Origin of the sequence: Franzmannia pantelleriensis, assembly GCF_900102875.1 — a bacterium.
GTDB classification, from domain to species: Bacteria; Pseudomonadota; Gammaproteobacteria; order Pseudomonadales; family Halomonadaceae; genus Franzmannia; species Franzmannia pantelleriensis.
Genome location: NZ_FNGH01000002.1, coordinates 127,255 through 146,490 on the forward strand (window position 1 = coordinate 127,255; position 19,236 = coordinate 146,490).

Genomic DNA, 19,236 nt, shown 5'->3' on the forward strand with positions numbered 1-19,236 from the left:
TCACATGGCTACCCTACAACTCACGCAAGTCGCCAAACGCTTCGATGACACCGAGGTGCTCAAGGGCATCGACCTGGAGGTCAACGACCGCGAGTTCGTGGTCTTCGTCGGCCCTTCGGGCTGCGGCAAGTCGACGCTGCTGCGCATCATCGCCGGGCTCGAGAGCGCTACCTCCGGCGACATCGTCGTCGACGGCGAGCGCATCAACGAGGTCGGTCCCGCCGACCGTGGCCTGGCGATGGTGTTCCAGAGCTATGCGCTCTATCCGCACATGACCGTCGAGGACAACATGGGCTTCAGCCTGCGCCTGGCCGGCGTCGGCAAGGCGCAGCGTCGCGACAAGGTGCGCGAGGCGGCCAGGATCCTGCAGCTCGAACCGCTGCTCGACCGCAAGCCCAAGGCGCTTTCCGGCGGCCAGCGGCAACGCGTGGCGATCGGCCGTGCGATTGTCCGCAATCCCAGCATCTTCCTGTTCGACGAGCCGCTCTCCAACCTCGATGCTGCGCTGCGGGTGCAGATGCGCATCGAACTGGCGCGCCTCCACGAAGAGCTCGACGCGACCATGATCTACGTCACCCACGACCAGATCGAGGCCATGACCATGGCCGACAAGATCGTGGTGCTGCAGGCGGGCGAGGTGGAGCAGGTGGGGTCACCGATGGAGCTCTATCACCATCCGCGCAATCGCTTCGTCGCCGGTTTCATCGGCTCGCCGAAGATGAACTTCCTGCCGGTGACCGCTAGTGCCGCTGACAGTGATGGCGTCGAGGTACAGCTGCCCGGTGGTGGCCAACGCAAGGTGCCAGTGAAGGGAGAGGGCCTGAGCGGTGGCGAGCCACTCGAGCTGGGCATCCGCCCCGAGCACCTGGTGCTGGATGACGAGGGGCCGCTGGAGGGGCGCATCCAGGTTCTCGAGCGGCTGGGTGGGCAGACCTCGCTCTATCTGAAGATGGGGGAGCAACTGATCACCCTGATGGCCGATGGCGATGTCGAACATCGCGTCCATGACCTCGTGCGCTTCGGCTTCGAGCCGCAGCGGGCGCATCTGTTCGATGCCGAAGGGCTGGCGCTGGAGAGCCTGCAGCGCCATCCGCTGTCGCGCCTGGTGCGTCAGGACAGCCGTGAGCGCTCCGAAAACAGCCGCGCACGCCCCGAGGACGACGCATGAGCGCCGCACAGACCCTGATCTTCGATTGCGATGGGGTCCTGGTCGACAGCGAGGCGATCGCCGAGGCGACGCTGATCGAGCTGCTCGATGAGTGGCTGCCAGACTTGGCGACCGAGGCGGTGCTGCGCCAGGCGCTGGGGATGACCACCGCCAATATCCTGCGTCACCTCGAGTCGCAGAGTCGCCACCGGCTGCCCGTTGATGCCACCCAGCGAGTCGATACCACCATCGAGGGGCGTCTGGCCGAGGAGCTGCAAGCCGTGCCCGGTGTGGCAGCGGCCATTGCCGCGATTCCGCTACCCAAGGCGGTGGTGTCCAACAGCCGTCGCCAGCGGGTGGAGGCCTCGCTGGCCACGACCGGGCTGGCAGCGTTGCTCGGTGAGGCGCCGATCTTCACTGCCGACGAGGTTGCGCGACCCAAGCCCGACCCGGCCCTCTACCGCCTGGCCGCCGCGCGGCTCGGGGTAGACGCCGGGCAGTGCCTGGTGATCGAGGATAGCGTCGCCGGGGTTACCGCGGCCCACGCCGCCGGCATGACCGTAGTGGGCTTCATCGGTGCCAGTCATATCGAGGCGGGGCAGGCCGCGCGGCTGAATGCCGCTGGTGCCTGGCGGGTAATCGACCATATGCAACAACTGGCCGCCCTGGTCAGCGATTGGTGCAGTGCCGGCACAAGCATTCCTGCAAGGAGAAACCCATTATGAAACTCAAGGACAAGGTTGCGGTGATTACCGGTGGTGCCCGCGGGATCGGTTTGGCCATCGCACAAGGCTACCTGGCCCAGGGCGCCAAGCTGGTGATCGCCGACATCGACCAGGCCGCCATCGATGCTGCGCTGACGACTCTCGAGGGCGATGGCCAGTCCGGTTCGCGGCTGATGGGAGTGCGACTCGACGTCTGCGACCATCAGGCCATCGAGGCCATGGTGGCAGAGGTCAGCGAGCGCTTCGGTGGCATCGACATCCTGGTCAACAACGCCGCGCTGTTCGACATGCAGCCGGTACTCGAGGTGACCGAAGCCAGCTACGACAAGCAGTTCAACGTCAACGTCAAAGGCTTGTTCTTCACCCTGCAGGCGGTGGCCAAGTCGATGGTCGCCCGCGGCAAGGGGGGAGCGATCATCAATATGTCGTCCCAGGCCGGGCGCCGCGGCGAGGCGCTGGTGAGCACCTACTGTGCCACCAAGGCGGCGGTGATCAGCCTCACCCAGTCCTGCGCGCTGGACCTGATCAAGCACGGTATTCGCGTCAACGGCATCGCCCCCGGGGTGGTCGACACGCCGATGTGGGGCGAGGTCGATGCGCTGTTCGCACGCTATGAAGGCCGGCCGCTGGGCGAAAAGAAGCGCCTGGTGGGGGAGGCGGTGCCCTATGGGCGCATGGGACGTCCCGAAGACTACGTGGGTCCGGCGCTGTTCCTGGCCAGCGACGACAGCGACTACGTGGTGGCGCAGACCCTGAACGTCGACGGCGGCAACTGGATGAGCTGAACCATGTTCGATATCACCACCAGCGGCGAACTGCTCGCCGAGTTCATGGCCGAGGCCCGCGACCAGCGTTTCGATGCGGCCGGTCGCTTCCACGGCCCGTTTCCCAGCGGCGCCCCGGCCATCTTCGCCTCCCAGGCCGCGCGCATGGGCGTGCGGGTGGCTTACGCCGGCCGCGTGGGTGACGACGGTTTCGGCGATCTGATCGTGGCTAGGCTGCGCGACGATGGCATCGACGTCGGCGCGGTGCAGCGCGACCCTGAACGACCCACCGGCACTGCCTTCGTCAGCTACCAGGCCGATGGCAGCCGCCGTTTCATCTTCAACCTGGCACACAGCGCCGCCGGCCAGCAGACCCTCGACGACACCCAGCTGGCGCGTCTGGCGGCGTGTCGCTACTGCCATGTGATGGGCTCGTCGCTCTCGTCGCCGGCCGCCATCGCCATTGTGCGGCGTCTGGTGGCGCGGGTCAGAGAGAACGGCGGGCAGATCAGCTTCGATCCCAACGTGCGGCCCGAGCTGGTCGAGCGGCCGGGCGTGCGCGAGGCGCTGCTCGCGCTGGTGGCCGGCTGCGACATCTTCCTGCCCAGCGATGCCGACCTCGAATGGCTGGCCGCTCCGGGGGAAGGCATGGACGCCAGCGTGGCGCGACTAATGGCCGAACACCGCATGTCGCTGCTGGTGCTCAAGCGCGCCGCGGCGGGCTGTGTGGCCTACCGCGACGGTGAGCGTCTCGAGGTGCCCGGGCTACACGTGGAAGAGGTCGACCCCACCGGTGCCGGCGACTGCTTTGGTGGCGCGCTGATCGCCGCCCTGGCCGCCGGTCGCGATCTTCGCCAGGCGCTGCGGCTGGCCAATGCCGCCGGTGCGCATGCCGTAACCGTGCTGGGGCCGATGGAGGGATGCAGCGATCTTGCCACCCTGAAGCGGCGCCTGGACGCCGCGGGAGACGACCAATGAGCGATCATCCGCTGGATACCATCGTGGCCGCCAACCGCCGCGGTGAGGCGCAGGGTATCGCCTCGGTATGCTCGGCCCACCCGCTGGTGCTCGAGGCGGCCATCGAGCGCGCCCTGGTCGATGGTACGCCGCTGCTGGTCGAAGCCACCTGCAACCAGGTCAACCAGCAGGGCGGCTATACCGGCATGACGCCGGCCGACTTTCGCGACCGGGTGCTGGCCCTGGCCGAGCGGTTGGGCTTGCCGGAGGCGCGGCTGATCCTCGGCGGCGACCATCTGGGGCCTTCGCCGTGGCAGGCCGAGCCCGCCGAGGCGGCCATGGCCAAGGCCGAGGCGATGGTCGCCGCCTACGCCGCAGCCGGTTTCACCAAGCTGCACCTCGACGCCAGCATGCCCTGCGGCGATGACCCGACGACGCTCGACGATGCCACGGTCGCAGCGCGGGCCGTGCGGCTGGCGCGGGCCGCAGAACAGGCAGCCAGCGAGCGGCGTGACCGGCTGCGCTATGTGATCGGTACCGAGGTGCCGGTGCCCGGCGGCGCCCAAGAGCACCTCGATACCCTCGCCGTGACCGGCACCGACGAGCTACAGACGACCCTGGAGACCCATCGCGCGGTGTTCGCCGCCGAGGGGGTGGCTGAGGCCTGGTCGCGGGTGCGGGCGGTGGTGGTGCAGCCCGGCGTGGAGTTCGGCCATACCGAGGTGATCGACTTCGTGCCGGCCGCCGCCGCTGAGCTGAGCACAGCCATCCACGCGTGGCCCGACCTGGTGTTCGAGGCCCACTCCACCGATTATCAGACGCCGCAGGCCTATCGTGCGCTGGTTCAAGGCCACTTCGCGATCCTCAAGGTGGGGCCGGCGCTGACCTTTGCCCTGCGCGAGGCGCTGTTCGCCCTCGACCATATCGCCCTGGAAGCCCCAGGGGTGGCGTGGAAGACGCCGCTGCGCGAGACCCTGGAGGTCGCCATGCGGGTCGAGCCGCGCTACTGGCAGGCTTACTACGAGGGGAGTGGTGACGAGCAGCGCTTCGCGCGCCGCTACAGCCTCAGTGACCGTAGCCGCTACTACTGGGCCCAGCCTGAGGTGGCCGCCGCGGTCGAGGGGCTGTTCGAGGCGCTCGACGCGGCAGCGATACCGCCGACGCTGATCAGCCAGTACCTGCCGCAGCAGTACCAGGCCATCCGTCGCGGCGAGCTCGCGGCCGACGCCCGCTCGCTGGTGCGCCACCACATCAACCTGACCCTCGGCGCCTACGCCGAGGCCTGCCAGCCCGCGGGCGGCTATACGACGGTCTGAGCGGGATATCATGCGCCTTTATTTTCTCATTAAGGAGACGTGTCGTGAGCCCTGAACCGCATGCCGTTGCCACGCATATCATCGCCGCTGCAGCGGATGCCGAGCGCTTCGTGGTCGCTCTAGCCGGACCACCCGGAGCCGGTAAATCGACGCTCTCAGAACGTCTACGCCAGGCCCTTGAAGTGGAATTGCCTGGCCAGACGGTGGTGGTCCCGATGGACGGTTACCACTTCGACAACGCGGTGCTCGGTCCCGAACGGCTGCCGTTCAAGGGGGCGCCGCACACCTTCGACGTGGATGGCCTGCACGCCGATCTGCAGCGCATCCGCCATGCCAAGGCGCCAGTGGCGGTGCCGGTCTTCGACCGCCCCCTGGATCTGGCCCGTGCGGGGGGCCGCCTGGTGACGCTTGAGCACCGCATCATTCTGGTCGAGGGCAACTATCTACTACTCGATCAGTCGCCATGGCGCGAACTGGCGCCGCTGTTCGACCTCAGCGTGATGCTCGAGGTCGAGGATGCCGAGCTCGAGCGACGGCTGATCGAGCGTTGGCGGGGCATGGGGCAGGACCCCGCGGCCGCCCTCGACAAGGCACGCAACAAGGACATGCGCAATGCCCGGCTGGTCAAGCGGCATTCGCGAACCCCCGACCTGGTCTGGCGCTGAGCCGGTCCCGGGTGGGCCGAACACTTTTGCCACTGGAGGCATGCCATGACAGCCCTCGACACCACCACGCTATCCAGCCTGCCCGCTGACGTTGAACGTCCACGCTACGACCGTGGGGCCGTCTCGGCGGGTATCGTCCACATCGGCGTGGGCGGCTTTCACCGTGCTCATCAGGCCATGTACCTGGATACCTTGATGAATCAAGGCGAAGCCCTCGACTGGGGCATCGTCGGGGTCGGAGTGATGCCCGGCGACAAGCGCATGCAGCAGGCACTGGCCGCCCAGGATCACCTCTATACCCTGGTGGTCAAGCACCCCGATGGCCACTATGAGCCGCGGGTGATCGGCAGCATGATCGACTATCTGTTCGCACCGGATGACCCCGAGGCGGTGATCCAGCGCATGGTCGATCCGGCGATCCGCATCGTCTCGCTGACCGTTACCGAGGGGGGGTATAATTTTCACTCCGTCAGCGGCGAGTTCGACCTCGACAACCCCCAGATACAAGCCGATCTCGCCACACCGTCACGGCCGAGTACCACCTTCGGCCTGGTGGTGGAGGCGCTGGTGCGGCGACGGGCCCAGGGCATCCCGCCGTTTACGCTGATGTCCTGCGATAACATCCAGGGCAATGGCGAAGTCGCCAAGCAGATGTTCAGCGCCTATGCGCGGGCCCGTGATCCTGAACTGGGCGAGTGGCTGGCCGCCGAGGTGGCGTTCCCCAACTCGATGGTCGATCGCATCACCCCGGTGACTTCCACGGCCGATATCGACGAGCTGGCCGCGCGGTTTGGCGTCGAAGACGCCTGGCCGGTGGTCTGCGAGCCCTTTACTCAGTGGGTACTGGAGGATCACTTCGACGCAGGGCGGCCCGCCCTCGAGCAGGCCGGTGTGCAGGTGGTCGAGGACGTCGAGCCCTACGAGCTGATGAAATTGCGGCTGCTCAATGCCAGCCACCAGGCGCTATGCTATTTCGGCTATCTGGCCGGCTATCGCTACGCCCACGAGGTGTGCCAGGACCCGTTGTTCGTCGAGTTCCTGCTGGGCTACATGCGCGAGGAGGGCAGCCCGACCCTGGCCCCGGTGCCGGGTGTCGACCTGGAGCGCTATCGCCTGACGCTGATCGAGCGTTTTGCCAATCCCGAGGTCAAGGATACCCTGGCGCGGCTGTGTGCCGAGAGCTCGGACCGGATTCCCAAATGGCTGGTGCCGGTGATTCGCGAGCAGCTCGCTCGAGACGGCAAGATCCGGCGCAGCGCAGCCGTGGTAGCAAGCTGGGCCCGCTACGCCGAGGGTCGTGACGAACAGGGGCAGCTGATTGAGGTGGTGGATCGGCTCAAGCAGCCACTGATGGCGCTTGCTGCCGATAACCGCAGCCGGCCGACGGCGTTCATTGAAAACCGCGAGCTGTTCGGCGACCTCGCCGAGCAGCCGCGCTTTCGCGAGGCCTATCTAGACGCGTTGGGGTCGCTGCACGAACGTGGCGCACGCGCTACCCTCGAGAGGTTGGTTCAGTCGAAAGGGACGGCATGATGTATATCGGGGTGGATTGCGGAACCCAGAGTACCAAGGTGGTGGTGGTCGACGTCGAGCGCGGTGCAATACTCGCCGAGGCCAGCCGGCCACATTCGCTGATCGAAGGGGACCATGGCCGCCGTGAGCAGGATCCCGGCGAGTGGGTTGCGGCGCTGCGCGGGGCGCTGGCTGACGCCTTGCGTCGTGCCGAGGTCGACCCGCTGGCGGTGCGCGCCATCGGGGTCTCCGGTCAGCAGCATGGCATGGTCGCACTGGATGGCAACGACGAGCCGGTCTATCCGGCCAAGCTGTGGTGCGACACCGAAACCGCCGCACACAACGCGGCGTTGGTCGAGCGGCTGGGCGGCGAAGCCGGCTGCCTCGACAAGCTCGGTTTGGTGTTGCAGACCGGCTATACCGCCTCCAAGCTGGCATGGCTGCGCGACTGCGAGCCGGCGGCCTATCGGCGCATCGAGAGCCTGCTGCTGCCCCACGACTACCTCAACTTCTGGCTGACCGGCGAACGCGTCACCGAGGCTGGCGACGCCTCCGGCACCGGCTACTTCGACACCCGCGCCCGCGGCTGGCGCGAGGACGTGTTCACCGCCATCGCCCCCGAGCTCGACCCGCAGCGAGTACTGCCGCGCATCATCGAGGCCAGCGAGCCGGCTGGTACGCTGCGCCCGGCGCTGGCCCGGGAGCTGGGCCTGTCTAGCCAGGTGCTGGTGTCGAGCGGCGGCGGCGACAACATGCTCGGCGCCATCGGTACCGGCAATATCACCCCTGGCCTGGTGACCATGAGCTTGGGGACCTCAGGCACGGTGTGCGCCTACTCGCCGGCGCCGGTGATCGCCGACAGTGCCATGGTCGCCAACTTCTGCTCCAGCACCGGCGGCTGGCTACCGCTGATCTGCACCATGAACGTGACCTCGGCCACCACCCGTGTACGTGAGCTCTTTGGTCTCGATCTGGCTACCTTCGGCGAGCACATTGCCAGCGCCCCGGTGGGCGCCGAGGGCGTCACCGTACTGCCGTTCTTCAACGGCGAACGGGTGCCGATGCTACCCGAAGCCACTGCCAGCTTTCTCGGCCTAAGCGGTGCCAACGTCACCCAGGCCAACCTATGTCGCGCGGTGATGGAGGGCGCCACCTTTGGGCTGCGCTATGGCCTCGACCTGTTTGGCTCGCTGACCGAGGGGGCCAGCCAGATTCGCCTGATCGGCGGCGGGGCCAAGAGCCCGGTATGGCGGCAAATGGTGGCTGATGTCACCGCCACGCCGGTGATCTGCCCCGAGGTCACCGACGCTGCCGCATTGGGTGCGGCGCTGCAGGCCGCCTGGTGTCATCAGCACGCCCATGGCGTGACGCTGGAGGCACTGTGTGCGCGGCTGGTGCATCTCGATGCCGGCTCACTGGCCGACCCCGAACCGAACGCCGTGGCCGCCTATCGCGAGGTCTATGCGCGCTACCACCGGGCGCTTGCCGAGCGCCATGGCCTGGCGCCTTGAGCGGCAGGCGAGCTCAGTATTTGGTTATCTACTATCAGGAGCGCTATCACGATGTCATCCACAAGCCAACTCGATCAATTGAAACACCATTCACTGGTGGTGGCCGACACCGGTGATCTCGAAGCGATTCGCCGCTATCAGCCCCAGGACGCCACCACCAATCCCTCGCTGCTGCTCAAGGCCTTTGCGCTACCCGGCTATCAGGACCTGATCGACGCCGAGCTGGCGGCGGTCGAGTCGGAAGCGGTCGCCCGCGAGACGCGCCTGGCCCATGCCGTGGATCGCCTGGCGGTGGCCATTGGCAGCGAGGTCAGCCAGCTGGTGCCGGGGCGCGTCTCCACCGAGGTGGCGGCGCGGTTATCGTTCGATGAAGAGGCCAGCGTACGCAAGGCCCATGAGCTGATCGAGCTTTATGAACGGCGTGGTGTGGGGCGCGATCGCGTGCTGATCAAGCTGGCCTCTACCTGGGAGGGCATTCGCGCCGCCGAGCGCCTGGAGCGCGAGGGCATCCAATGCAACCTGACCCTGTTGTTCAGCGAGGCTCAGGCCCAGGCCTGCTTCGACGCCGGGGTATTCCTTGTTTCACCCTTCGTGGGGCGGGTCACCGACTGGTACAAGAAGGAAACCGGCCGTGACTACACGCCCGAGGAGGATCCCGGCGTGCAGTTCGTGCGCGGCGTCTGCGAACGCGTAGGCCGCGGTGGCTACGACACGGTGGTGATGGGCGCCAGCTTCCGCACCACCGGCCAGGTGCTGGCGCTGGCCGGCTGCCCGCGGCTGACCATCTCGCCGGCGCTGCTCGAGGAACTGGCGGCAAGCGACGGCGAGGTGGCGCCCAAGGTGTCGATGCAGCCTGCCGCCAATGCGGCGCCCAGTCCCAAACTGGATGAAGCTGGGTTCCGCTGGGGCCACAATCAGGACGCCATGGCCAACGACAAGCTGGCCGAAGGGATTCGCCGCTTCGACGAGGATCAGCGCACGCTGGAAGAGAAACTCGCCCAGCGGTTGGGAGGGTGACCGGGGGACGCCGATGGAGGTATCGCTCAGCCAGAACGCGCTCGCTTGCCTTCATCACCGGGTGACGGTGCCGGCCTATGATCGCCGTAGGCTGGCACCGGGCATACTGCATATCGGGCTGGGTAACTTTCACCGCTCGCACATGGCGATGTACCTGGAGCGGCTGTTCGAGCGCGGGGAGGCCTACGACTGGGGAATCGTCGGCGCCGGTGTCATGCCGGCGGATGTCAGGATGCGCCGGCGTCTGCAGAAGCAGGATTGGCTGTCCACCATCGTTGATCTCGAACCAGGGGCAATCTCAGCCCGAGTTGTCGGCTCAATGGTCGATTTTGCTCCCGTCGACGCCGGGGCCATCATCAAGGCGCTTTCCGACCAGCGCATCCGTATCGTCTCGCTGACCATCACCGAAGGCGGCTACTTTCTCGAGCCGGCGACGGGCCGCTTCGATGCCGACCATCCACGGATCCTGGCCGATGCCGCCGCCCCGACTCGACCGACGACCGTGTTCGGTATGATCGTGCGGGCGCTGGCCGATCGCCGGGCCAAGGGCCATCCTCCCTTCACCGTTCTCTGCTGCGACAATCTCCCCGGGAACGGCGATGTGACCCGCCGCTCGGTGGTGGGCATGGCGGAGCTCATCGATCCCGACCTGGCTGGATGGATCACCCGTGAGGTGGCGTTCCCCAACTCGATGGTCGACTGCATCACGCCCCGCACCACCCATCGAGAGCGGGCGCTGGTGAGGCGTCGCTTCGGCATCGAGGATGCCGCCCCGGTGGTGTGTGAGCCCGTCCGGCAGTGGATCGTCGAGGAGCGCTTCAGCGCCGGTCGCCCGCCACTGGAGCGGGTTGGGGTGCAATTCGTCGACGATGTCTCCCGCTACGAGACGATGAAGCTGAGGATTCTCAACGCCGGGCATGCCTGTATTGCCTATGTTGCCGCGCTGTTGGGGCACCGCTATGTGCATGACGCCATGGCAGATCCGGATATCCGCCGCTGGCTCCTGGCGCTGCAGCACAGGGAGATCATCCCCGCCTTGAGTGTGATCGACGACGTGGCGTACCCCAGCTATCTGGAGAGCGTCGTGGCGCGTTTCGGCAATGCCGAGATCTGTGACACCGTTGCACGGCTCTGCGCCAATGGCTCGACGCGGCAGCCGAAGTTCATCCTGCCGGCCATTCGCGATGCCCTGACCCTGGGATTACCCATCCAGGGGCTGGCGCTGGAGCTGGCGCTGTGGTGCCACTACTGCCGGGTGGCCGGCGAGGCGTCGCAGGTTCCGGTGATCTCGGATCCCCTGGCGCTGCGGCTTAAAGCGGGGGCGCGCAAGGCCGTGCGCGACCCGCAGGTCTTTCTGACGATTCGCGAGGTGTTTCACGAGTTGGCCGACACGCCAAGGCTATCGGCCGCTTTCGCCGGCTGGCTCACGCTGATCGAGGCGCAAGGCGTCCGCGCGGCGATCAGAGGCTATGTCGACCAAGGCGCTCAGAGTTCCTCCAATCGCCAGACGTCATAGGCTGGCTCCTCATAGGGGTGCGCCAGCTTGAGGGCGGCCAAGGCGGATTGAATGATGTCGTCCTCGCAGACCAGTTCGACCTTGAGCTCCTCGACGTGCTCGAGTTCGCCGACCGCGCCGATATGCGGATCGGCGCCAGCCAGCGGCCGGAACTGGCCGTGGCCGCGGGTCTCGAAACAGCACGCCTCATAGTCGCCGATGCGCCCGGCACCGGTCTCGAATACCGCTTCCTTGACCGTCTCGGCGGCATCCAGCGGGACGTAGAAAGCCAGTTTGTACATGGATCGCTCCTGTGGGGTGTGTCGCGCTACTGTACGCCTCCTTGTGCCATAGCCGAGGGTGCTTTGCCAGCTGGGGGGGAGGTCATGGCAGGATGTGAAAGAGGCACCAATATCCAGGGAGGCCATCATGGACGCAACGCTTGAGAGACTGTTGATGTCGCTGTCACTGACGCCGCGGGGCGAGCCCCAGGCCATGGCCGGGGGCGACAGCGCCACTGTCCATTGGCTGGACACCGATCAGGGGCCGGTGGTGGTCAAGCGTGATGACCCCGAGCGGCTGAGCGGTGAAGCCGACGGCCTTCGCGCCCTGCATGCGGCTAGCAGCGGATTGGTGGTGCCCGAGGTGCATGGCCAGCAGGATACGTGGTTGGTGATGGAGGCGCTGCAGTCTTCACGGCGTGAAGCCGGAGATGCCAGTGCCCTTGGCGACGGGCTGCGTGCATTACATGCGCTCACCGCGCCCGACCATGGCTGGCCGCGGGATAACGCCTGTGGGCTCACGCCACAGCCCAACGCAGCGCTTGCCGATGGCCGTGCGTTTCAACGTGAGCGTCGATTGCTGCCGCTGGCCGCGGCCTGCCAAGAGCGCGGCCTGATGGATGCCGGTCTGCGCCAGCGCATCGAAACGCTGGCCGAAAATCTCGAGCACTGGCTGCCGGATGCGCCGGCGAGCCTGCTGCACGGTGACTTGTGGAGCGGCAACGTGCTATATACCCCGCGCGGCCCGGCGCTGATCGACCCGGCGGTCTATCGCCACTACCCGGAGGTCGACCTGGCGATGCTGACGCTGTTCGGCTCTCCGGGGGAGGCCTTCTTCGAGGCCTACTGGAACGGCTCGCGCCCCGACGACTGGCCGCGGCGCGAGGCGCTGTTCCATTTATATCCGCTACTCAACCACCTGCTGCTGTTCGGCGGTGGCTACCGCGGTGGAGTCGAGCGGGCGGTAGAGCAGGTCGAGGCCTACCAGGACTAGCTGTTTACCAAGACTTATAGGGCAGGAACTTGCCGCTGAGGGTCAGCAGCACCCGGTCGCCTTTGGGATCCTCGACCTTGTCGACCTCCATGGTGAAGTCGATGGCGCTCATGATGCCGTCGCCAAACTTCTCCTGGACCACGTCCTTGAGGGTTTCGCCATAGACGCCGACCACTTCGTAGAGACGATAGACGAAGGGATCCTGGGGGATCGCCTCGTCCCAGGCCTTGGTCGGGAACGCCTTGAGCGCGTCGGCGGCTTCACTGTCGACGCCGAGCACGTCGCACAGCTTGTGGGCCACCTCGTGACTGGCGCTGTTCATGCCGTAGCAGGCCGAGGCGACCCATACCGGTGACATGCCGACGGCGCTGCCGATGGCCTCCCAGCTGAGCTGTTTACGGGCCTTGGCGGCGAGTAGGGTGTGGCGCATTTCGAGCTTATCCATGATGCGTCTCCTTGGGGGTGAAGGTAACCAGAGTGTCGCTTCGGGTGCCGGCAGACGCGGGCTGGCCGTCGGTCGCCGGTGGGGTGTCGGCCGCGGTCGAGGCGCGCTCGACCGGGTTGACCGATTCGGGGTAGTGCAGTCCGCGCCGGTCGAGATCGGCGGTGCGTAGCGCTCCAGAGCGGCTTACCAGGAAATCGACCAGATAGTTGCGGATGGTATAGAAGTGCGGGTGTTTGACGATCTCGCTGCGCTGCCGCGGTCGCGGCAAGTCGATCTCTACCGCCTCGGCGATGCGCGCTTCAGGACCGTTGGTCATCAGCAAGATACGGTCGGCGAGCAGGATCGCCTCGTCGACGTCGTGAGTGATCATGAACACTGTCTGCCTATCCTTGCTCCAGATCTTGATCAGTTCGTCCTGGATGACACCACGCGTCAGAGCGTCGAGGGCACCGAATGGCTCGTCGAGCAGCAGCAGCTCAGGCTTGGTGGCAAAGGCACGGGCGATGCTGACTCGCTGGCGCATGCCGCCGGAAAGCTGCGCAGGCTTGCGATCCACCACGTCCTTGAGGCCGACCATCTCGAGGTAGCTAAGGCTGTGCTGGGTAACCCTGGCATCATCCCAGTCCTTCCAGCGGGCGCGAACGCCAAAGCGCACGTTCTGCAGCGCCGATAGCCACGGCAGCAGGCTGTAGTTCTGAAACACCACGCCGCGCTCGAGACTCGGGCCGTCGATCTCCTTGCCCTCCATGATCATGGCGCCGTCGCTGAACTGATCGAGGCCGGCCAGGGCATTCATGATGGTCGACTTACCGCAGCCTGAGTGGCCGATGATGCAGACGAATTCGCCTTTCTCGAGCGTGAAGCTGACATTCTCGAACACCGTCAGGTCATCACCGTCATTGGCGCCGGGAAAGCGTTTGGCGGCTTGCTGGACTTCTACGAAGGCGTGACTCATGTCTCTCTCCTGAACGTTATTCCTGGTAGGCGACCAGCTTGGCGACGGCGCCGAGGCCCAGATCGAGCAGCATGCCCACCACGCCGATCAGCAGGATCGAGAAGATCACGCTGGTCAGGTCGAGGTTGTTCCACTCGTTCCACACGTAGTAGCCGATGCCGGTTCCGCCCACGAGCATCTCGGCGGCGACGATCACCAGCCAGGCGATGCCGATAGAGATACGCATGCCGGTGAGGATGGTTGGCGCCGCGGCTGGCAATATCACCTGAAAAGCGGTCTTGAGCGGCGATAGCTCATGGGTGCGAGCGACGTTGACCCAGTCCTGCCTGACCCCGGCCACGCCGAAGGCGGTATTGAGCAGCATCGGCCAGATCGAGCAGATGAAGATTACGAAGATCGCCGAGGCCTGGGCGTCACGGATGATGAATAGCGCCAGCGGCATCCAGGCCAACGGCGAAATGGGCCGCAGCACCTGGATAAAGGGGTTGAGCGCCTTGTAGGCCAGTGGCGACATGCCGACCAGGAAGCCGATGGGAATTGCGATCAACGCGGCGGCAAAGTAACCGGTCAGCACTCGAAACAGCGAATAGCCGAGCTGGATGCCGATCCCCTTGTCGTTGGGGCCAGCGTCGTAGAACGGGTCCGAAAGCTGTTCCCAGGCGCGCACCGCGATCTCCGAAGGAGGCGGTACCCGGGCGGTCTCATCGGCGCCGGCCAACAACTGCTCGTACTCGCTGAGTTCAGCGCCCCCGCCGCCGAGGATCGGTGCCCGGTTGAGGCCCTCCCAGAGGCCGACGAACAACGCCAGTAGCACGACGGTTAGGATGCCGGCGCGGACGTTGAGACTGAAGTTCCACTCAGTGGTTGTGCGGTCCATGAGTTAGCTCCTGCGAATGTCGAAGCTGTCGAGATAGGCTTCGGGGGCGGTGTAGTCGAAGGTCTTGCCCATGATCTGGTAGTTGCGCGCGGTTTCTTCGGGGGCGTCGTAGCCAAGCTCGCGCATGACGTCGCCGGCTTCGCTGGCCAGGAACACATCACGGGCGACCTGCTGGTAGTCGACATCGCCGTCGATATAGCCCCAGCGCTTCATCTGGGTAAGAATCCACACCGCCATCGAATGCCACGGGAAGGGGTCGAAATCGATGCGATCGGGCACATCACGCACCTCGCCCAGGCCGTCGGCAAAACGCCCGGTAAGGACTTGCTCGATGACGTTGACCGGTTGATTGAGGTAGTTGGTCGGTGCGATGGCCTCGGCGATCTCGGAACGATTGGACGGATCCGAGGAGTATTGGGTGGCGTCGATGATCGCGCGCAGCAGGGCACCGTAGGTGTTGGGGTTCTCGCGGGCAAAGGAGGCACTGGTGGCAAAGGCGCAGCACGGGTGACCGTCCCAGATCTCCTGGGTCAGCAGATGAATGAAGCCGATGCGCTCATAGACCGCACGTTGATTGAACGGGTCCGGTGACAGGAAACCGTCGATGTTGCCGGCGCGCAGGTTGGCGACCATCTCGGGAGGCGGAATCACCCGGATCTGGATGTCCTGATCCGGGTCGAGGCCGTGTTCGGCAACGTAGTAGCGCAGCAGGAAGTTGTGCATCGAGTACTCGAAGGGCACGCCAAAGGTGAAGCCCTTCCACTGCTGCGGGTCACGCTTGTCCTGATGATCGTTGTGCAGCACGATCGCCTGGCCGTTGATATTTTCGATCGCCGGGGTAATGAAGGAACGGCGACTGGAGCCAGCACCCAGGCTCATGGCCAGCGGCATCGGCGACAGCATATGCGCCGCATCGAAGGTATCGTTGAGCGAGTTGTCGCGGATCAGCGCCCAGCCGGCGGTCTTGATCACGTTGACGTTGAGACCGTAGCGCTCATAGAAGCCCATCGGGTGGGCCATGATGATCGGCGTGGCGCAGGTGATGGGGATGAAGCCGACGTCGAGTTCGGTCTTCTCCAACGGGCCAAGGTCCTCCTTGACCGCCGCCTTGATGGCATCCATCGGGAACAGGCTGGCCAGTGCGGCGGCCACGGTACCGCCGCCGACCAGCTTCATGAACTGGCGGCGATGCATGTCGCTGTGGCCAAACATACCGCGCACCAAGGCACTTTCGACCACGCGGTCCATCATCTCCTCGCTATTGGCCGGCAGGGCGTCGCGTTTGGCATTGCCACTGCCAGGCGCAAGGCTGGCAGCGGCGTCATGGCGGCAGTCGTGGCAATCGCAGTGGCGGCCGTGAATCAGCGACTGGCGGTGATCGAAGGGGTTGCCCAGGCTGTTGTGGTCGTTGTGATCGCTCATGTTGTTGTTCACCTCACGGAAGCAATGGGACATCGAGATGCGCCGCGGTGGTGCAGTGGTGGGAGTCACGGCGACGCTATGACAGGTGTTGCCAAGGGCATGCCAGTTGCTGTGTGAGGAGGGATAGTTCTTTTTATACAGTTGGTTAGCGATGCTTCTTGGACGCTTGATGGTGGCGTCGGTTAATGACGATATTTCGGCATTAACGATATTTCGTTGCTTTTAATACGAAATCTCGTCATTGGCGCGGGTCTTGTATGAGGTAATGCGTGCGCCACTAAGGAGCCCGCCATGATCCCTGCGTCGCCTATGCACAAGCGCGTCTTCCTGCAATCGCCCCAGGCGATGGTGGTGGTCGACCCGATCGCCGACCGCCTGCTGGATGCCAACCCCGCTGCCAGCAGCCTGCTGGGCGCTAAGCTCGAGACGCTGGCGGCGCAACCCTTCAGCCACTGCCTGGGAGCCTCGCTGCCGCTGTGGGTGAGCTTTACCGATGAGGTACTGACCCGCTCGCCGGGTTGGTCGGATGACCTGGTGGTGCTCGACCTGACGCGCCAACCGCACAACGTCGAGGTGTTCGGCCAGCGCCTCGATGACGGCCAGACGCTGCTGTTGACCCTGACCGACCGCGACCAGGCCGAGCAGCGCCGCGCCAAGGCCGACCTGCGTCGCCGTCATCGCCGCGGCCACGTCGGTTGGGAGCGGATCGAGCAGGTCTTCGAGCGCATCGAGCGCCAGAACCAGCTGATCCTCGGCGCTGCGGGGGAGGGCATCTACGGACTCGACGCCGAAGGCAAGACCACCTTCGTCAATCCCGCCGCCGAGCGGATCCTGGGCTGGAGCAGCGACGACATGGTCGGCCACGATGCCCACCTGATGTTTCACCATACCCACGCCGACGGCAGTCACTTTCCGGTTCAGCAGTGTCCGATCCACGCCTCGTTCAGCGACGGTCAGGTGCATCGCGTCGACGATGAGGTGTTCTGGCACAAGAACGGTGAGGCGATTCCGGTGGAGTACACCAGTACGCCGATCTTCGAGATGGGGCGGTTGGTAGGGGCCGTGGTGCTGTTCCGCGACATTCGCGAGCGCAAGCGGGCCGAGCAGCGACTGCGCGATGCCCTGGCCGAGGTCGAGTCGCTCAAGCAGCGCCTCGAACTCGAAAACCAGTACCTGCAGGAGGAGATCAAGGCCGAGCTCAACCACCGCGAGATCGTCGGCGAGAGCCCCGCGGTGGTGCAGCTGATCCACCAGATCGCGCTGGTCGCGCCGACCGATGCCAACGTCCTGATCAGCGGTGAATCGGGTACCGGCAAGGAACTGATCGCCCGCGCCATTCACGTTGGGAGCGAGCGCTGTGACCGGCCGCTTATTCGCGTCAACTGCGCAGCAATTCCCCACGACCTGTTCGAGAGCGAGTTCTTCGGCCATGTGAAGGGCGCCTTCACCGGCGCCGTCAGCGACCGTCCGGGACGCTATGAGCTGGCCGATGGCGGCACCCTGTTTCTCGACGAAGTGGGCGAGATTCCACTGGCGCTGCAGAGCAAGCTGCTGCGAGTGCTGCAGGATCAGCAGTTCGAGCGGGTTGGGGACAATCACACCCGCGAGGTCGATGTGCGAGTGATTGCTGCTACCAATCGCGATCTGCGAGAGATGATCGAGACGGGGGCGTTTCGCGAGGACCTCTACTTCCGTCTCAATGTGTTTCCGATTGAGTCGGTCCCGCTACGCAGCCGCATCGAGGATGTGCCGCTGCTGGCTCGGCACTTCCTGCAGCGCGCCTGCCAGAAGTTCAACAAGCCGGGGGTAAGGATTCCGCCGGCCCAACTGCAGATCCTGCAGCGCTACCCGTGGCCGGGCAATATCCGCGAGCTGGAGAACGTCATCGAGCGCCAAGTCATCGTCACCCAGGACCGCCGTCTGATGTTCGACGACCTGCTGCTGGGCGAACCCCCTAGCCCTCGGGGCGACTCCTTGGAACGGGCCGCCGTGACGGTTGATGAGGCGTCGCCGCTGCCGGAGCAGGAGCTGTGCCGCCGCCAGCGCGACAACGCCATCGCCGCCCTGCAGCGCTGTAGTGGCAAGGTCTCGGGGCGCGGCGGTGCCGCCGAGCTACTGGGGCTCAAGCCCACCACGCTGTTCTCGCGGCTGCGCAAGTGGGGCATCGAGCCACGTGACTATCGCACGCTCTAAGGTGACGAGTCGCTGTCCTTGAGGGGCGTCTCCCGCCTCGCCCAGGCTACAAGCCGCTGCCACCCACGTTGCAAATAGCGCCGGGGCTGGTGAGGCAGCCATTTGCGGTTGGTGCGGGTGAGAAATGCGGCGATGGGCGCGACCTGGCTATCGCGATCGAGCATCGGCGCGTGTCCGCAGCCGGGCACTTCCAGGGTAACCAGGGCGGGTTGAACTTCGGCCATCTTTTTCAGGCTCTCGGCATCCAGCAACGGCGACTCGGCACCGCGTATCACCATCAGCGGGCACTGGATCGCCCGCCAATCTGCCCAGGTGTCCCGGGGGGTGTCGTGGATGAATTGCTCGGCAATGCGGGGGTCGTAGTGATAGGTCCAACTGCCGTCGGGCAGGCGCCGTGCGCTGCCCAGTGCCAACTGACGCCAGGCTTCCTCGCTCTCGATGCCGAAGCCGGCATAGTGTTCGGTCAGCTCTGCTTGCAGCTGGGCGAAGGTGGTGAAGCGATGCGGCCTGCCGAAATAGAGCGCCAGCTGTCTCAGGCCCTGGAGGTTCAATTCGGGGCCGACGTCATTGAGCACCAAGCGCTCGATACGCTGCGCGCTTTCGGCGTCGGCTGCTAGCAGCATACCCAGCAGTCCCCCCATGGAGGTGCCGACCCAAGGCACTTTCTCCAGTTCGAAGTGGTCCAGCACGGCCAGCGCCACTCTCTTGTAGTTGCTATAGAGGTAGTCCTGCGCCGGAATGAGCGACCAGCTTGAAAGCCCACGCCCCGGCGTGTCGGGGGCCAGCACCCTCCATCCGGGCCCGAGCGTGCGGGCAAAACCTTCGAAATCGCCACCGTGGCGTGCCAGGCCATGCCAGACGACCACGGTTCTTGGGGCCTCGGGGTGCCAGATGCGCACGGCTATTTCCAAGTTTCCCAGTGGAACCAGCTCCAGGGCATCCATTCAAGCCTCCTTCATG

General features: G+C 65.5%; 18 protein-coding genes. 12 read left to right on the top strand and 6 right to left on the bottom strand.

From position 1 onward, the window contains the following. Window positions 1-4: 4 nt before the first annotated feature. Genes BLT16_RS02665 through BLT16_RS02710 form a run of 10 tightly spaced genes read left to right on the top strand, consistent with a single transcriptional unit; the run spans window position 5 to window position 11,130 of the window. On the top strand, window positions 5-1,168 hold the full coding sequence (locus tag BLT16_RS02665) for an ABC transporter ATP-binding protein (RefSeq protein ID WP_089656984.1): 1,164 nt from the start codon (window positions 5-7) through the stop codon (window positions 1,166-1,168). Beyond that, entirely contained in the window at window positions 1,165-1,872 is a 708-nt protein-coding gene (locus tag BLT16_RS02670) for an HAD family hydrolase (protein ID WP_089656985.1), read from the top strand. The genes BLT16_RS02665 and BLT16_RS02670 overlap by 4 nt, the downstream gene beginning before the upstream one ends. After that, window positions 1,869-2,657 (top strand): L-iditol 2-dehydrogenase, encoded by a 789-nt coding sequence (locus BLT16_RS02675; RefSeq protein ID WP_089656986.1) that lies wholly within the window; start codon window positions 1,869-1,871, stop codon window positions 2,655-2,657. The genes BLT16_RS02670 and BLT16_RS02675 overlap by 4 nt, the downstream gene beginning before the upstream one ends. 3 nt (window positions 2,658-2,660) lie before the next feature. Continuing rightward, on the top strand, window positions 2,661-3,614 hold the full coding sequence (locus tag BLT16_RS02680) for a sugar kinase (RefSeq protein WP_089656987.1): 954 nt from the start codon (window positions 2,661-2,663) through the stop codon (window positions 3,612-3,614). Next, complete coding sequence (locus BLT16_RS02685; RefSeq protein WP_089656988.1) at window positions 3,611-4,909, top strand: D-tagatose-bisphosphate aldolase, class II, non-catalytic subunit; 1,299 nt, start codon at window positions 3,611-3,613, stop codon at window positions 4,907-4,909. Before BLT16_RS02680 ends, BLT16_RS02685 begins: the two co-directional genes overlap by 4 nt. A gap of 44 nt (window positions 4,910-4,953) precedes the next feature. Continuing rightward, window positions 4,954-5,574, top strand: a complete 621-nt coding sequence (locus BLT16_RS02690) for a nucleoside/nucleotide kinase family protein (RefSeq protein ID WP_089656989.1) — start codon at window positions 4,954-4,956, stop codon at window positions 5,572-5,574. A gap of 45 nt (window positions 5,575-5,619) precedes the next feature. After that, window positions 5,620-7,107: a mannitol dehydrogenase family protein gene (locus tag BLT16_RS02695; protein WP_089656990.1), complete on the top strand. Its 1,488-nt coding sequence runs from the start codon at window positions 5,620-5,622 to the stop codon at window positions 7,105-7,107. Then, window positions 7,107-8,597, top strand: a complete 1,491-nt coding sequence (gene xylB / locus BLT16_RS02700; protein ID WP_089656991.1) for a xylulokinase — start codon at window positions 7,107-7,109, stop codon at window positions 8,595-8,597. Before BLT16_RS02695 ends, xylB begins: the two co-directional genes overlap by 1 nt. 51 nt (window positions 8,598-8,648) lie before the next feature. Next, window positions 8,649-9,614, top strand: a complete 966-nt coding sequence (tal, locus tag BLT16_RS02705; RefSeq protein WP_089656992.1) for a transaldolase — start codon at window positions 8,649-8,651, stop codon at window positions 9,612-9,614. A 13-nt stretch (window positions 9,615-9,627) separates the two neighbouring features. Beyond that, window positions 9,628-11,130 (top strand): mannitol dehydrogenase family protein, encoded by a 1,503-nt coding sequence (locus BLT16_RS02710; RefSeq protein ID WP_089656993.1) that lies wholly within the window; start codon window positions 9,628-9,630, stop codon window positions 11,128-11,130. On the opposite strand, the gene BLT16_RS02715 is transcribed toward BLT16_RS02710, so the two are convergent. After that, entirely contained in the window at window positions 11,100-11,411 is a 312-nt protein-coding gene (locus BLT16_RS02715) for a YqfO family protein (RefSeq protein ID WP_089656994.1), read from the bottom strand. The two genes, BLT16_RS02710 and BLT16_RS02715, sit on opposite strands and share 31 nt — an antisense overlap. 127 nt (window positions 11,412-11,538) lie before the next feature. On the opposite strand from BLT16_RS02715, the gene BLT16_RS02720 reads away from it, so the two are divergent. After that, window positions 11,539-12,384 (top strand): fructosamine kinase family protein, encoded by an 846-nt coding sequence (locus tag BLT16_RS02720; protein WP_089656995.1) that lies wholly within the window; start codon window positions 11,539-11,541, stop codon window positions 12,382-12,384. A gap of 4 nt (window positions 12,385-12,388) precedes the next feature. Here the strand turns inward: BLT16_RS02720 and cynS are convergent, their stop codons facing one another. Genes cynS through BLT16_RS02740 form a run of 4 tightly spaced genes read right to left on the bottom strand, consistent with a single transcriptional unit; the run spans window position 12,389 to window position 16,083 of the window. Then, complete coding sequence (gene cynS, locus BLT16_RS02725; protein WP_089656996.1) at window positions 12,389-12,829, bottom strand: cyanase; 441 nt, start codon at window positions 12,827-12,829, stop codon at window positions 12,389-12,391. Beyond that, a complete protein-coding gene (locus BLT16_RS02730) occupies window positions 12,822-13,784 on the bottom strand; it encodes an ABC transporter ATP-binding protein (RefSeq protein ID WP_089656997.1) in 963 nt (320 codons plus the stop codon). The genes cynS and BLT16_RS02730 overlap by 8 nt, the downstream gene beginning before the upstream one ends. A 16-nt stretch (window positions 13,785-13,800) precedes the next feature. Further along, window positions 13,801-14,661 (bottom strand): nitrate ABC transporter permease, encoded by an 861-nt coding sequence (ntrB, locus tag BLT16_RS02735; RefSeq protein WP_089656998.1) that lies wholly within the window; start codon window positions 14,659-14,661, stop codon window positions 13,801-13,803. A gap of 3 nt (window positions 14,662-14,664) precedes the next feature. Beyond that, window positions 14,665-16,083 (bottom strand): CmpA/NrtA family ABC transporter substrate-binding protein, encoded by a 1,419-nt coding sequence (locus BLT16_RS02740; protein WP_089656999.1) that lies wholly within the window; start codon window positions 16,081-16,083, stop codon window positions 14,665-14,667. A gap of 291 nt (window positions 16,084-16,374) precedes the next feature. Between BLT16_RS02740 and BLT16_RS02745 the strand changes: the two genes are divergently transcribed. Further along, complete coding sequence (locus tag BLT16_RS02745; protein ID WP_218124395.1) at window positions 16,375-18,276, top strand: sigma 54-interacting transcriptional regulator; 1,902 nt, start codon at window positions 16,375-16,377, stop codon at window positions 18,274-18,276. On the opposite strand, the gene BLT16_RS02750 is transcribed toward BLT16_RS02745, so the two are convergent. Next, window positions 18,273-19,220 (bottom strand): alpha/beta fold hydrolase, encoded by a 948-nt coding sequence (locus BLT16_RS02750; RefSeq protein ID WP_089657000.1) that lies wholly within the window; start codon window positions 19,218-19,220, stop codon window positions 18,273-18,275. The two genes, BLT16_RS02745 and BLT16_RS02750, sit on opposite strands and share 4 nt — an antisense overlap. Window positions 19,221-19,236: the final 16 nt, after the last annotated feature.

Excerpts from the sequence above, each read along its gene's own strand:
- BLT16_RS02665 (WP_089656984.1), top strand. The coding sequence starts at position 5 with ATGGCTACCCTACAACTCACGCAAGTCGCCAAACGCTTCGATGACACC.
- BLT16_RS02670 (WP_089656985.1), top strand. The coding sequence starts at position 1,165 with ATGAGCGCCGCACAGACCCTGATCTTCGATTGCGATGGGGTCCTGGTC.
- BLT16_RS02675 (WP_089656986.1), top strand. The coding sequence starts at position 1,869 with ATGAAACTCAAGGACAAGGTTGCGGTGATTACCGGTGGTGCCCGCGGG.
- BLT16_RS02680 (WP_089656987.1), top strand. The coding sequence starts at position 2,661 with ATGTTCGATATCACCACCAGCGGCGAACTGCTCGCCGAGTTCATGGCC.
- BLT16_RS02685 (WP_089656988.1), top strand. The coding sequence starts at position 3,611 with ATGAGCGATCATCCGCTGGATACCATCGTGGCCGCCAACCGCCGCGGT.
- BLT16_RS02695 (WP_089656990.1), top strand. The coding sequence starts at position 5,620 with ATGACAGCCCTCGACACCACCACGCTATCCAGCCTGCCCGCTGACGTT.
- xylB (WP_089656991.1), top strand. The coding sequence starts at position 7,107 with ATGTATATCGGGGTGGATTGCGGAACCCAGAGTACCAAGGTGGTGGTG.
- tal (WP_089656992.1), top strand. The coding sequence starts at position 8,649 with ATGTCATCCACAAGCCAACTCGATCAATTGAAACACCATTCACTGGTG.
- BLT16_RS02710 (WP_089656993.1), top strand. The coding sequence starts at position 9,628 with ATGGAGGTATCGCTCAGCCAGAACGCGCTCGCTTGCCTTCATCACCGG.
- BLT16_RS02715 (WP_089656994.1), bottom strand. The coding sequence starts at position 11,411 with ATGTACAAACTGGCTTTCTACGTCCCGCTGGATGCCGCCGAGACGGTC.
- BLT16_RS02720 (WP_089656995.1), top strand. The coding sequence starts at position 11,539 with ATGGACGCAACGCTTGAGAGACTGTTGATGTCGCTGTCACTGACGCCG.
- cynS (WP_089656996.1), bottom strand. The coding sequence starts at position 12,829 with ATGGATAAGCTCGAAATGCGCCACACCCTACTCGCCGCCAAGGCCCGT.
- BLT16_RS02730 (WP_089656997.1), bottom strand. The coding sequence starts at position 13,784 with ATGAGTCACGCCTTCGTAGAAGTCCAGCAAGCCGCCAAACGCTTTCCC.
- ntrB (WP_089656998.1), bottom strand. The coding sequence starts at position 14,661 with ATGGACCGCACAACCACTGAGTGGAACTTCAGTCTCAACGTCCGCGCC.
- BLT16_RS02740 (WP_089656999.1), bottom strand. The coding sequence starts at position 16,083 with ATGAGCGATCACAACGACCACAACAGCCTGGGCAACCCCTTCGATCAC.
- BLT16_RS02745 (WP_218124395.1), top strand. The coding sequence starts at position 16,375 with ATGATCCCTGCGTCGCCTATGCACAAGCGCGTCTTCCTGCAATCGCCC.
- BLT16_RS02750 (WP_089657000.1), bottom strand. The coding sequence starts at position 19,220 with ATGGATGCCCTGGAGCTGGTTCCACTGGGAAACTTGGAAATAGCCGTG.